Below are 12379 nucleotides of genomic sequence, written 5' to 3'. Positions count from 1 at the left end.
GTTACAAGTGTGACGCGATTTGCTGCGGCGGGCTTTGAGGCGACGGCATGGACTCGCTGATCAACGCCGCCGGCCGCGCGCTTGCCGCTGGCGATCCGCTCGGCGCCCTGAAGCGCGTCGCGCTGCGCGACGACGCGCCGGCGCTGGCGTTGCGCGGCATCGCGATGGCGCAGCTCGGCGATTTCGCCAAGGCCAAGGCGCTGCTCAAGGACGCCGCCCGCGCCTTCAGCCCGAGGGAAGCGGTGGCGCGGGCGCGCTGTGTCGTCGCCGAGGCCGAGATCGCGCTCGTCTCGCGCGACCTCGGCTGGCCGGAGAAGGCCCTGCGATCCGCCCGCGCGACGCTCGCCGCGCATGGCGACCGGCTGAACGCAGCCTATGCCGGCAGCCTCGAGGCGCGCCGCCTCATCCTGATCGGCCGGCTCGACGAGGCCGAGCGCCTGCTGGCGGATTTCGATCCGGCGCCGCTGCCGCCCGTGGCGCGCGTCGCGCATGAACTGGCGGCGGCCGGCATTGCCGTCCGCCGCCTCAGGACAAAGGCGGCGCGCTCGGCCTTCGGCCGGGCATCGCTTGCCGCTTACCAAGCCAACATCCCAGCCTTGAGGGCCGAAGTCGAAGCGGCATCCCTGGTGTTGAACACGCCGGTCGGCCGGCTGATTGCGCGCGGCGCGGAGAATGATCTGCTGCTCGATGAGGTCGAGGCATTGCTGGGCTCGGGCGCGCTGGTTATCGATGCCTGCCGCAATGTCGTGCGCGAAGCCGACGCGGTCGTGTCGCTGGCAACCCGGCCGGTGCTGTTTACGCTGGCGCGCACGCTCGCCGAGGCATGGCCGGCGGACGCATCGCGCGAGGAGCTGCTGAGGCGCGCCTTCCGGGCCAGGCATGCCGACGAATCGCATCGTGCGCGGCTGAGAGTCGAGATGGGACGGCTGCGCGCCGAGCTCGGTGAGTTTGCCGAGATCAACGCAACCGCCGCCGGTTTCGCCATCGCGCCGCTGAAGGCCGCCGGGGTCGTCGTGCTTGCGCCGCCGGTCGAGGATGAGCATGGCGCGGTGCTCGCCTTCCTGGCCGATGGCGAGGCCTGGTCGAGCTCGGCGCTGGCGATCGCGCTTGGCGCCAGCGCGCGCACCGTGCAGCGGGCACTGGAGGAGCTTTCGACGGCAAACAAGGTGCAGGCGGTCGGCCGCGGCAGGGCGCGCCGCTGGATGATGCCGCCGGTGACCGGATTCCCGACTGTGTTGTTACTCCCGGGTCCGCTGCCGACCGACTAGTCTGCGGCCATCGTTCGAATGGAGATCGAAAATGAAACGAGCCGCTGCCGAGATCCTGCGTGAATACGGACCGTTCCCCGGCGTCGAGCGCGTCAACGGCGTTACCTATGACGGCGAAAATGTCTGGTTCGCCAGTGGCGACAGGTTGAACGCGCTCGATCCCGACAGCGGGATGATCGTGCGTACGATCGATGTCGCCTCGCATGCCGGTACCGCCTTCGACGGCGAGTATCTCTACCAGATTGCCGAGGATCGCATCCACAAGGTCGACCCGAAGATCGGCAAGGTCGTCGCAACCATTCCCGCCCCCGGGAACGGGGGTGATTCAGGCATGGCCTGGGCCGAAGGCTCGCTCTGGGTCGGTGAATATCGGGCACATAAGATCCATCAGATCGATCCTGAAACGGGCAAGGTGATCCGCACGATCGAATCGAAGCGCGTCGTCACCGGCGTCACCTGGGTCGATGGCGAGCTCTGGCATGCCACCTGGGAGGGCGAGGAGGGCGATCTGGTGCGCGTCGATCCCGACACAGGCGACGTGTTGCAGGAACTGGCGATGCCCTCCGGCGTGTCGGGGCTGGAATCCGATGGCGGCGGCTGCTTCTTCTGCGGTGGCGGCAGCAGCGGCAAGATCAAGGCCGCGCGGCGCCCAGGACATGGCGGCGATAAGTAACGGATTGGCGGAAGAGGCGGCCCGGTCAGGCCGCTTCGCGCGCCTGCCGCGTCACAGGCTTGCTGGAAGCCTTGGCGGCGTTCGGTCCGTCGACATGCGCCCAGGTCGGCCGCTCGAACAGGAAGGTGCCGAAGCCGATACGCTTGACGATGAAGTAGAGCACCACCGGGCTGACGACCGAGACGAGCAGGACCGCGAGGCTCAGCATGCCGGTGTCGGTCAGAAGGCCGCTTGCCAGCATGACACCGCGGAAGATCGACATCGGGATGGTGAAGGCAACATAGACGACCAGCGAATGCTCGCCGAGCCAGCGCAGCCATTCCATGGACGCGAATTTCGACAGGAAGCCGCCGGCGACGCAGAGCGCAACCGCGCCGGCGACGGCAAGCGACAGATGCAGCGGCGGCCATGCCGCCAGGCCCATCTGCATGCCGACCGGCTGCATGGCATAGCCGGGCGAATAGACGAGCAGGCCGTTTATGACAGCCCATGCGAGCAGGCCCGCAACGGCGATCGCCGGGCGAGCTTGCGTCCATTCGACCAGCCGGAAGATCAGCGGCGCGAGCACGAAGCCGAGATAGAAGAACACGAAATAGGCCGCGAACTGCTCGAGCGCGTAGCTCTCCGGCTTCGGCGCCCACATCTGCAGCGCGGCAGCGACCGCGATGATGATCCAGTGCGGCACGCGGAGCTCGCGCAGCACGCGGATGACGATCCCGAAGACCGCCAGCATGTAGATGAACCACAAGACGCCGTACGGCTCGACGACGGCCATCGCGAGATCGTGCAGCATGCCGGCGGGGTCGCGGCTGAAGATGCCGATCTTCAGCCCGATCGAGATGATCGCCCAAAGCACGTAGAAGTAGAGATAGTGGACGACGCGGCGGTCGACATAGCGCCGCCACGGCCGGTCGATCACCTGCGACAGGAACAGGCCCGAGATCAGGAAGAATTCCGGCATGCGGAAGGGCGTCGCAAAGCCGATGACATAGTGCAGGAAGCCGACGCCGCCGGTGTATTCGCCGGTGTTGTAGGCCGAATACATCATCACCACCAGGAGGATGGAAAGGCCTTTTGCCGTATCCACCCACGGCATGCGGTTCGGGGAGCTCATGCGCGATCTCGAGGAAATTCAACTGACGCAATTGTAGCGGACGGGCGCATGTCCCGCAGCAACAAGCTTACGATATCGTAAACGGAAACCTTGTTCGGGGCCGGCGTTAACCATCGCCCGACGCTGGAAATGGGACGGCGACGCCAGTCTCGCGCATCGCTATCGCCACGATCGCACCCGACAGGAAGGTCAGCGCAGCGACTGCCCCGATCGCCGCGGCGAAGCCGAAGAAGTCGGCGATCAGGCCTGCTGACAGCGCCCCAATCGCATAGCCGAGGTCGCGCCAGAAGCGGTAGACGCTGAGCGAGCGCGCCCGCCAGGAGGGATGCGATGCGTCCGATACCGCCGCGATCAGGCTCGGATAGACCATCGCCGTGCCGATGCCGAGCAGCAGGCTGGCCAGCAGCCACCAGCTGAAGTCGCGCGTCAGGGCGGTGGTGAGAAGCGCTGCCGCCTGCACCCACATGCCGGCGACGATCAAGCCCTTGCGGCCCCAGCGGTCGCTGAGCGGCCCGGTCGCGACCTGGAAGATGCCCCACACCGCCGGATAGACCGCCTTGAGAATGCCGATGCGCTCGACGCCGAGTCCATTGGCGACGAAGAAGAGGGGAAACAATCCCCAGCTCATGCCGTCATTGAGATTATTCACCAGGCCGGCTTGCGATGCGGCGAACAGGTTGCGGTTCCCGAACGAGGTCAGCATGAAGATCTCGCGAAAGCTCAGCGGCGAAGCTGCTTTCGGATGGTTCGCCAGCTCCAGCCGCACATGCGCGCGCGTGTCGCGCACAAGCAGGATCGACAGCGCCGCACCCAGGATCGCATAGCCGACGCCGAGATAGATCGGCACCGGACGCAGCCCGTAGCGGCTCGCCAGATAGCCGGTGAGGAAGGCGGTGACGCCGACCGCGAGGTAGCCGGCGAACTCGTTGAGGCCGACGGCGAGCCCGCGCGATTTCGGCCCGACCAGGTCGACCTTCATGATCACCGTCATCGACCAGGCGAAGCCCTGGTTGATGCCGAGCAGCGCGTTGGCGGCGACGATCCAGCCCCAGCTCGGCGCCCAGATGATGATGAAGGGCACGGGCAGGCCGAACAGCCAGCCCAGGATCAGCACGCGCTTGCGGCCCCATGTGTCGGCGAGCTGGCCGGAGACGAGGTTGGCACAGGCCTTGACCACGCCGAAGCTGACGATGAAGGACACGACCAATGTGGTCGACGCGACGCCGAATTCCTCCGCGCCGATCAGCGGCACCACGGTCCGCTCGATGCCGACCATGCCGCCGACGAAAGCGTTGATCAGCACCAGCAGCGCGAACTGCTTCCAGTTGGCCTTGAGGCCGAGCGCGACGGCGGGCGCCGCTGCGCTCAAGGTTTCGCCCCGGCGTTGACGGCCCGGTTCCGTGCGGCCCCCGGCGGCGGGGGAGGGATATCGGCGGTCATGGCGGCGACGAACTCACCCTCGTCCTCGATGCGGAAGGCCTTGTTGAAGCGTCGCTCGAAGCCGATGGTCGACGTCGGCTTGCCGCTCAGCGAACGGCCGCAGACAGAACCGGAATAGGCGCCGGGCAGCACCTCGATAAAGTCGGGCAATCCCTTCAGCCGGCGCACGCTGGCGAAGAGCGCGCGGGCGCCGTCCTCGGCGCTGGAAGCAAGCTCGGTGCGGCCGAGATCGCCGACCATCAGCGTGTGTCCGGTGAGCACGAACCAGGGTTCGGTCGATCGCGTCCGGTCGGTGACGAGAAGGCTCAGATGCTCCGGCGTGTGGCCCGGCGTGTGCATCACCGTTGCCGTGACATTGCCGAGCTCCAGCACCTCGCCGTCCTTCGCGCGCCGGAACGGGAAGCCGGCTTCGGCGCCTTCGAACAGCACGTATTCGGCGCCGGTCGCCTCGGCAAGCGCCCGGCCGGCCGAGATGTGGTCGGCATGGATATGCGTGTCGACGACATAGAGAATGCGCATGCCGGTCGCGCGCGCCACCTCGACATAGGGCACGATGTCGCCGACCGGATCGACGACAGCCGCCGACGCCTTGCCGCCGCAGCCGAACAGGTAGGAGGCGGCGACCGGATCGGTATGCAGGAACTGCCTGAGAATCATTGCGTTTCCTCCAAACGGACAGCCGTCCCGGGCGAAGCAGCCAAGCTTGACAGCAAGCCGAAACTATCATTCAATTATTCCATTGAATGACGATGCGTCGCTGAAAGGCCGATGTCAATCCGCAATCCGAAGCAGGCGCTGTACCAACAGTTCGCGATCGTTGCGAAGGCGCTCGGCCATCCGCTGCGCCTGGAGATCATCGAGCATCTGGCGCAAGGATCGCGCAGCGTCGAGGCGCTCGCGGCGAAACTCGGCCAGCCGGTCGCCAACATCTCCCAGCATCTTCAGGCGCTGCGCCGCGGCGGCATCGTCTCGGCCGAACGCGACGGCAAGTTCGTGCATTATTCGCTCGCCGATGCGAGCGTGCTGTCGGCCTTCGCCGTCATTCGCGGCGTCGCCGAACGGCAGCTTGCCGAGGTCGACCGCATCGTGCGCGGCTATTTCGACGCGCGTGACGACATGCGGCCAGTCGGGCGCGAGGAACTGCAGGCACTCATGCGCGACGGACTGGTGACACTGATTGACGTTCGTCCGGCCGATGAGTTCGCGCTTGGCCACGTGCCGGGCGCGATCAATGTGCCGCTCCGCGAAATCAACGCGTGGTCCGGCAGCGCCGATGCCGGCAAGCAGATCGTCGCCTATTGCCGCGGTCCCTGGTGCGTGATGTCCTTCGAGGCCGTCGCTGCGTTGCGCTCGCTCGGGCTTGCGGCGCGCCGCCTTGAGGACGGCATGCCGGAATGGAGAGCTGCGGGCTTGCCGGTCGAAGCGGCCGCCTGACTGCGGGCAATGATGCCGAGCACTAAAGCATGTCTCCCGAAAGTGGTCCCGGTTTCGGGGCAAAGACATGCTTAAGATCAAGGACTTAAAGCAGATTGCGTGAATCCTTTTTCACGCGACCTGCTTTAGCAGCGCGAACTGCTTCCAGTTGGCCTTGAGGCCGAGCGCGACGGCGGTGGCGTTCACGCGGGAAAACCGGCCTTTATGAAGCCTGAAGTGAAAAGCTCCAGAGCGACCGGGTCGGCGAACGGGAGACATGAAATCAGCCGAACAGTTACGTCGTGTTTCCTTGTCAGCGCTTCCTCGACTTCAGCGCGCGCCTTCTCCATCTCACCCAAATGTGCGTATGTCGCTGCGAGGAAGGCGTGAATGAAGAAATGGTCGCCGGCCTTCTGATACGAACCGACGGCTTCCGAGTACCTTCCAAGCAGGAAGAGCGAGCTGCCCTTCACCTCCCAGAACCATATCGGAGGTAACGGGTCGCGAAGGAGCGCGCTTTCGAGCACGCGGAGCGCGGTCTCGGCTTGACCACCATAGTTGAGCCAGCTTGCGTAATCGCCTGCTATGTTCACGTCCAGCGGGTTCAACGAGCGTGCCTGCTCGAAATGCATTCCCGCATCGCTATGCTGGCGCATGTGCGTAAGCACCAGCCCCATGCTCTGGTGACAGACGCCATCGCTCCTGTCGAGGGCGAGCGCCGCTCGCGCCGAGTTCCAGGCCTTCTGCAGTGTCCTCGGATCGTTGTCATACCAGAATCTGCCAACGAGGGCCTGTGCGAGGAAGGCGTGGCCCTGAGCGAATGTCGAATCGAGCTCGACACATCGAACGAACAGGGACTCGGACTCGTCCATTTCATATTGATGGAAGAGCGCGCGCCCCTGCAGATAGTAGTCGTATGCATCCCAATCGGCCGGAGGCTTGCGTCTGGAGCGGCTCGCTGTATCGGCCTCCGCCTGGCCCTCGACCATCGAGGCGATGAGAGCGGCAACCTCGTCTTGCAATGCGAAGATGTCGTTGAGGGCCCGATCGTACCGTTGGGCCCACAGGTGGGCGCCGGTGGCGGCGTCAATCAATTGCGTGGTGATGCGAATGCGGTCGCCGAGCTTTCGTACGCTGCCTTCGACCAGGTATCGCACCCCGAGTTTGCGATGGACTTCGGCAATGTCCAATGCCGGATCGCGAAACTGAAAGGACGAATTGCGCGCAATGACGAGGAGGGAGCGAAACCTGGCCAGCTCCGTGATTATATCCTCGGTTATGCCGTCACTGAGATACTGCTGGTCGTGATCGCCGCCCAGATTGGCAAAAGGCAGTACCGCGATCGACGGCTTGCCGGACGATGGTATCGGTTTGGAGGGCGCGCTCGCCACCGGCTCGACAGTCCCGGTGAAGCGGTAGCCGACGCGAGGCACGGTGGCGATCCACTCACCGCCATTGTCAGCCGGACCGAGAGCCTTTCTCAGTGTCGCGATCTGGACGGTAAGGTTGCCTTCCTCGACGGCGGTGCCCGGCCAGGCAGCGTCCATCAGCTCGGCCTTGGTCACGATCTCGCCGGGCCGTGCCGCAAGCGCGGCAAGCAGCGTCAGCCCACGATGCCCGACAGCGATCGGGGTCCGCTCTTTAAGGAGCGTCCCGGTGTCGGGATCGAGTACGAACGGACCAAAGGCGATGCGAGTCCCCTGCATGGGGGGATATTAGCCGTTTCGGAGTTTCCGGAACAGTTTCGGCACTGCGGCTACGGAGCGCCAATTGCGAGCTCAAGCAGATCTACGACCGGCCCGGCGCCGGTTCTTTCGGAAGCGGCTGGATCAATGTCCGTGCCGCAGCCTTCCCTGCCGCGAGGATGCGGTCCGACAATTCGGATCCTTCCATGGCGCGGGCCAGTTGAAGAGCGCCGATGAGGGTCGAAAAGACGCCCAGCGCAACGGCCTCCGGATCTTCGGTCGGCGGCAGAGCTTCAGCTAGCTGTCGCATCAAGGATTGGACGCGCTCGGCATAAACAGCCCGCGTTTCAGCCGGCTGCCGTGCAATCTCCGGCAACAGCGCGGCAGAAGCGCAGCCCTTGCCAGGATTGTCCCGGTGCTCAGCCGATAGATAGGCATCTATGGCCAATTCCAGGCCGCCAGCGGCCAATGCTTCGTGCAATTGGTGCGACTGCGCTTCCAAGGCCGCCGCCACGCTCTCACGCACGAGCTCGGCCTTGGATTGAAAATGCGGGTAGAAGGCCCCGTTCGTGAGCCCCGCGTCGCTCATGATGGCGGCAAGGCCCGACGCCGCGATCCCGTCCGACCGGAAACGGTCGGCGGCGACCTCCATGATCCGGCCGCGTGAAGCATCCTTCCGGCCCTTTTCGTAGCGCATGGCAGCCATCCCTTTCTGTTATTGCATTATGAGCATAATGTGATATTACGATCATAATTCAACTGACACGAAAATGCTAGCCCTCATGATTTTGGAGAACGAAATGAATGCGAATTCCGGAAGAACCGCAATCGTGACCGGAGCCTCCTCGGGCATCGGCCGCGCCAGCGCCGAGGCATTGGCGCGGGCGGGATTCACCGTCTTCGGGACAAGCCGCAAGGCCGGCAATGGCCCGGAAGGGGTGACAATGCTGGCATGCGACGTGACCGACGGTGACGCCGTTGCCGCGCTCGTTTCGACGGTGCTGTCGCAGACCGGCCGGATCGACCTCCTGGTCAACAATGCGGGTGTCGGCCTGCTTGGAGGCGCCGAGGAATTCTCGGTTCCACAGGTGCAGGCCCTGTTCGACGTCAATCTGTTCGGTGTCATCCGCATGACCAATGCGGTGTTGCCGTCGATGCGGCGGCTCGGCCAAGGGCGCATCGTCAACGTCGGCTCGGTGCTGGGACTCGTGCCGGCACCGTATTCGGCGCATTATTCGGCGGTCAAGCACGCGCTCGAAGGCTATTCGGAATCGCTCGACCACGAGGTTCGTGCCTTCAATGTCCGTGTCTCGGTGGTCGAACCGGCATTCGTGCGCACAGTCTTCGACCAGAACGGTATCCGGCCGGTCTCCCTGCTGAAGGAATACGACCGGGCTAGAGCCGGGCTCGAAGCGCTCCTTCGCGATGTGATGCCTGTGGCCGATCGGCCGGAAGTGGTGGCCGAGGTGATCGTCAAGGCGGCGACCGCTGCTCGTCCGCGGCGGCGCTACACCGCCGGCAAGGCAGCGCGCCAGGTCAGCCTGCTGCGTCGCTTCGCCCCCGCGGATATATTCGACAAAAGCCTGCGCAAACAGTTCCGCCTTCCGGTCTGAACGCAACGCGGCGAAGGATTTCGCGCAGCCGACTGGCAAACAAGGCCTTCCGCTGTGCCCGCCACCTTCCGAACCTACTGTTTCAAGAAACACGTTTCAGAAAGTCACTGCAATGAAAGCATTTGTCGTCGATCGCTATAACAAGAAGGGCATTCTGCGGTTGGCTGAGATGCCGGCACCGAACGTCGGGGAAAGCGATGTCCTGGTCGAGGTCCACGCCGCCGGGGTGAACCTCCTGGACTCCGATCTCAGAACCGGAAAGTTCAAGCTCATCCTGCCCTATCGCCGGCCCTTCATCCTTGGCCACGACGTGGCTGGGACGGTTGTCCGCGTGGGATCGAAAGTCCGCAAGTTCAAGCCCGGCGACGATGTCTACGCGCGGCCGCGAGATGGCCGGATTGGCACATTCGCCGAGTTCATTGCCCTGGATGAAGCCGACGTGGCTTTGAAGCCCAAGAACCTCAGCATGGAGGAGGCAGCCTCAATCCCCTTGGTCGGCCTTACCGCCTGGCAGGTGCTCGTCGAAAGGGCGAATCTGAAGAAAGGACAGAAGGTCTTCATCCAGGCCGGCTCAGGCGGCGTTGGCACATTCGCCATCCAACTGGCAAAGCACCTCGGCGCGGCCGTTGCGACAACCGCCGGCGCGGCGAGTGCCGATTTGGTCAAGGGGCTCGGCGCGGATGTGGTTGTCGACTACAGGAAAGACGACTTCGAGAAAGTCTTGTCGGGCTACGATGTCGTCCTGAACAGCCAGGACGCCAAGACGCTCGAAAAATCCCTGAACGTGCTGAAACCGGGCGGCAAGCTCATTTCCATCTCCGGCCCGCCGGATCCTGAATTTGCGCGGGCGAAGGGACTGAACCTGGTCCTGACGTTGTTAATGCGGCTGTTAAGCCGGGGTATTCGGGCCAAGGCCAGGCGCCATGGTGTGAGTTTTTCGTTTCTTTTCATGGCGGCGCAGGGCGATCAACTGACCAAGATCACTGCCCTCATCGAATCCGGGGCGATCCGCCCGGTTGTCGATCGGGTTTTTCCATTCGAGGCGGCCAATGAGGCTCTGGCTTATGTCGGAACAGGGCGCGCCAAGGGCAAGGTCGTGATCAAGGTCAGGTAGCACCCTGCCGTTTTTGGGAGCCGGCACTCAGGACAGGGCAAGGCAAGGTATGCCGATGGGTCGGCACGCCTGTCCTCAGAAGCCGCGGCAATTGGGCTGTCGTAAGCTCTCAGTCCTTGGCGCGCTCGACATACGAGCCGTCGGCGGTCATCACCACGATGCGCGTGCCGGCCGAGATGTGCGGCGGCACTGTTGTGCGCACGCCGTTGGAGAGCACGGCCGGCTTGTAGGAGGAGGACGCCGTCTGGCCCTTGGTGACCGGCTCGGTATCGACCACCTCGAAGGTGGCGCGCTGCGGCAGCACCAGCGAGATCGGCACGCCGTTGAACTGCGCGAGCTGCACGGCCATGCCCTCCTGCAGATAGGGCGCGAAGTCGCCGACCACGCCTTCCGAGGCCACGACCTGGTCGTAGCTTTCCGGGTTCATGAAGTGGAAACCTTCGCCATCGGAGTAGAGGAAGGTGTGTTCGCGTTCCTCGACATAGGCGCGCTCGACCATTTCGGTCGTGCGGTAGCGTTCCGACACCTTCACCCCGTCGCCGATGCGGCGCATGTCGAGCTGGGTCACCGGCGTGCCCTTGCCAGGGTGGATGTTTTCGGCAAAGAGGATGACATAGAGCTTGCCGTCCTTATCGACGACGTTGCCTTTGCGTAAGGAGCTGGCGATGACCTTGACCACGATATTCGATCCCGTTCGAGTTTTTCGGCCTGCGAGCGTCGATTTCCGCGAAGCGGCGACGGCGGCCATCGCGTGCGCCCTAGCGCATCTTGCGCCGAACCGCCAGCCTTCCGCTCGATTTTCCTGCCCATGACCGCCGCTTCGCCCTGGTGGACGCCTGATATCCATGCCGATCGCCGGCCGCGCCTGATGGCGCGCAATGCCATCGCCGCAGCATTGCGCGGCTGGTTCTCGACACGCGATTTCATCGAGGTGACGACCTCGGCGCTGCAGGTTTCGCCGGGCAACGAGGCGCATCTCGCCGCCTTCGCCACCGAGGCGATCGGGCCCGACGCATCGCGCCGGCCGCTCTATCTCCACACCTCGCCGGAATTCGCCTGCAAGAAGCTGCTCGCCGCCGGCGAGGAGCGCATCTTCAGCCTCGGCCCTGTCTGGCGCAACCGCGAGCGCGGGCCGCTGCACCATCCCGAGTTCACCATGCTCGAATGGTACCGCGTCGGCGATACGGTTGAGCGCCTGATGGACGACTGCGCCGAATTCCTGGCGCTCGCGGCGGAAAAGGCCGGCACAAAGCGCTTCCGTTTCCGTGGCCGCGAGGCCGACCCTTTCGCCGAGCCGGAGCGGCTGAGCGTGGCGGAGGCTTTCAAGCGCCATGCCGGCATCGACCTGCTGGCGACCGTGTCAGTCGACGGCAGAACTGACCGCGACGCGCTTCACGAAGCGCTGGTCCATGCCGGACTGCGCACCGCGCCCGACGACAACTGGGCCGACCTGTTCAGCCGGGTGATGGTCGAAAAGATCGAGCCGGCGCTGGGGCAGGGGCGGGCCACCATCCTTTACGGCTATCCGATTTCGGAAGCGGCACTCGCCCGGCCGAGTGCCGAGGATCCGCGCGTCGCCGAGCGCTTCGAGCTCTATTGCTGCGGCGTCGAGCTTGCCAACGCTTTCGGCGAGCTGACCGACGCGGCCGAACAGCGCCGCCGCTTTGTCGCCGAGATGGACGAGAAAGAACGCGTCTATGGCGAGCGTTATCCGCTGGACGAGGATTTCCTCGCCGCTCTGGCCCTCATGCCGCAAGCCAGCGGCTCGGCCCTCGGCTTCGACCGGCTGGTGATGCTGGCGACCGGGGCAAACAGGATCGAGGACGTGATCTGGGCGCCGGTGGCCGAGTAGCACGCCCTTCTCGGTCCTGGGGTAAAGCATCCGACACGAACCACGGCGATTGCCTTGAGATTGCCGCATCCGCCATTGCACAAGCGTCGGTGGAACAATAGATGGTGCGGACGCGTCCATGATGGTGCCATGGCGTCCATGATGGTGCGGCACCATCATAGCCGGCAGGGTTCCTCCTGACGGACTGCGTGAACAAACAGGAACAAC

12 protein-coding genes are annotated in these 12379 nt (G+C 64.6%); 6 read left to right on the top strand and 6 right to left on the bottom strand.

Annotated elements, in window-relative coordinates:
- Positions 1–47: 47 nt before the first annotated feature.
- Both AC0YKC_RS05670 and AC0YKC_RS05665 read left to right on the top strand, forming a co-directional pair.
- Positions 48–1268, top strand: coding sequence for a helix-turn-helix domain-containing protein (locus AC0YKC_RS05670; RefSeq protein ID WP_488510429.1), 1221 nt, complete (start codon positions 48–50; stop codon positions 1266–1268).
- Positions 1269–1299: 31 nt separating this feature from the next.
- Positions 1300–1941, top strand: a complete 642-nt coding sequence (locus tag AC0YKC_RS05665) for a Vgb family protein (protein ID WP_488510428.1) — start codon at positions 1300–1302, stop codon at positions 1939–1941.
- A gap of 25 nt (positions 1942–1966) precedes the next feature.
- On the opposite strand, the gene AC0YKC_RS05660 is transcribed toward AC0YKC_RS05665, so the two are convergent.
- From AC0YKC_RS05660 to AC0YKC_RS05650, 3 genes are all read right to left on the bottom strand, one after another.
- The gene (locus AC0YKC_RS05660; RefSeq protein WP_488510427.1) at positions 1967–3055 is read right to left on the bottom strand and encodes an acyltransferase family protein; all 1089 of its coding nucleotides are present in this window, start codon (positions 3053–3055) and stop codon (positions 1967–1969) included.
- A gap of 106 nt (positions 3056–3161) precedes the next feature.
- Positions 3162–4424 (bottom strand): MFS transporter, encoded by a 1263-nt coding sequence (locus AC0YKC_RS05655; RefSeq protein WP_488510426.1) that lies wholly within the window; start codon positions 4422–4424, stop codon positions 3162–3164.
- A complete protein-coding gene (locus AC0YKC_RS05650; protein WP_488510425.1) occupies positions 4421–5152 on the bottom strand; it encodes an MBL fold metallo-hydrolase in 732 nt (243 codons plus the stop codon). The genes AC0YKC_RS05655 and AC0YKC_RS05650 overlap by 4 nt, the downstream gene beginning before the upstream one ends.
- A gap of 111 nt (positions 5153–5263) precedes the next feature.
- Here AC0YKC_RS05650 and AC0YKC_RS05645 point away from each other — a divergent pair, with 111 nt between their 5' ends.
- Positions 5264–5929 (top strand): ArsR/SmtB family transcription factor, encoded by a 666-nt coding sequence (locus tag AC0YKC_RS05645; RefSeq protein ID WP_488510424.1) that lies wholly within the window; start codon positions 5264–5266, stop codon positions 5927–5929.
- Positions 5930–6111: 182 nt separating this feature from the next.
- On the opposite strand, the gene AC0YKC_RS05640 is transcribed toward AC0YKC_RS05645, so the two are convergent.
- Both AC0YKC_RS05640 and AC0YKC_RS05635 read right to left on the bottom strand, forming a co-directional pair.
- Entirely contained in the window at positions 6112–7614 is a 1503-nt protein-coding gene (locus AC0YKC_RS05640) for a winged helix-turn-helix domain-containing tetratricopeptide repeat protein (protein ID WP_488510423.1), read from the bottom strand.
- Positions 7615–7696: 82 nt separating this feature from the next.
- Positions 7697–8290, bottom strand: a complete 594-nt coding sequence (locus tag AC0YKC_RS05635; protein ID WP_488510422.1) for a TetR/AcrR family transcriptional regulator — start codon at positions 8288–8290, stop codon at positions 7697–7699.
- A gap of 103 nt (positions 8291–8393) precedes the next feature.
- Between AC0YKC_RS05635 and AC0YKC_RS05630 the strand changes: the two genes are divergently transcribed.
- Entirely contained in the window at positions 8394–9206 is an 813-nt protein-coding gene (locus tag AC0YKC_RS05630; RefSeq protein WP_488510421.1) for an oxidoreductase, read from the top strand.
- Positions 9207–9318: 112 nt separating this feature from the next.
- Positions 9319–10320: an NADP-dependent oxidoreductase gene (locus AC0YKC_RS05625; RefSeq protein WP_488510420.1), complete on the top strand. Its 1002-nt coding sequence runs from the start codon at positions 9319–9321 to the stop codon at positions 10318–10320.
- A 109-nt stretch (positions 10321–10429) separates the two neighbouring features.
- On the opposite strand, the gene efp is transcribed toward AC0YKC_RS05625, so the two are convergent.
- Positions 10430–10999, bottom strand: a complete 570-nt coding sequence (gene efp / locus AC0YKC_RS05620; protein ID WP_320297409.1) for an elongation factor P — start codon at positions 10997–10999, stop codon at positions 10430–10432.
- A 129-nt stretch (positions 11000–11128) separates the two neighbouring features.
- Here efp and epmA point away from each other — a divergent pair, with 129 nt between their 5' ends.
- Positions 11129–12172 carry an EF-P lysine aminoacylase EpmA gene (gene epmA, locus AC0YKC_RS05615; protein ID WP_488510419.1) on the top strand — a complete coding sequence of 348 codons (1044 nt, stop codon included), beginning with the start codon at positions 11129–11131 and terminating at the stop codon, positions 12170–12172.
- Positions 12173–12379 lie beyond the last annotated feature (207 nt).

This window comes from Mesorhizobium sp. CNPSo 4661 (genome assembly GCF_057784215.1).
Note: the sequence above shows the minus strand (reverse complement) of the source record. Positions and strands in the feature narration are given on the sequence as shown.

What these genes read in the sequence shown, in the direction of transcription:
- AC0YKC_RS05670 (WP_488510429.1), top strand. Translation starts at nt 48, where the DNA reads ATGGACTCGCTGATCAACGCCGCCGGCCGCGCGCTTGCCGCTGGCGAT.
- AC0YKC_RS05665 (WP_488510428.1), top strand. Translation starts at nt 1,300, where the DNA reads ATGAAACGAGCCGCTGCCGAGATCCTGCGTGAATACGGACCGTTCCCC.
- AC0YKC_RS05660 (WP_488510427.1), bottom strand. Translation starts at nt 3,055, where the DNA reads ATGAGCTCCCCGAACCGCATGCCGTGGGTGGATACGGCAAAAGGCCTT.
- AC0YKC_RS05650 (WP_488510425.1), bottom strand. Translation starts at nt 5,152, where the DNA reads ATGATTCTCAGGCAGTTCCTGCATACCGATCCGGTCGCCGCCTCCTAC.
- AC0YKC_RS05645 (WP_488510424.1), top strand. Translation starts at nt 5,264, where the DNA reads ATGTCAATCCGCAATCCGAAGCAGGCGCTGTACCAACAGTTCGCGATC.
- AC0YKC_RS05640 (WP_488510423.1), bottom strand. Translation starts at nt 7,614, where the DNA reads ATGCAGGGGACTCGCATCGCCTTTGGTCCGTTCGTACTCGATCCCGAC.
- AC0YKC_RS05635 (WP_488510422.1), bottom strand. Translation starts at nt 8,290, where the DNA reads ATGCGCTACGAAAAGGGCCGGAAGGATGCTTCACGCGGCCGGATCATG.
- AC0YKC_RS05630 (WP_488510421.1), top strand. Translation starts at nt 8,394, where the DNA reads ATGAATGCGAATTCCGGAAGAACCGCAATCGTGACCGGAGCCTCCTCG.
- AC0YKC_RS05625 (WP_488510420.1), top strand. Translation starts at nt 9,319, where the DNA reads ATGAAAGCATTTGTCGTCGATCGCTATAACAAGAAGGGCATTCTGCGG.
- epmA (WP_488510419.1), top strand. Translation starts at nt 11,129, where the DNA reads ATGACCGCCGCTTCGCCCTGGTGGACGCCTGATATCCATGCCGATCGC.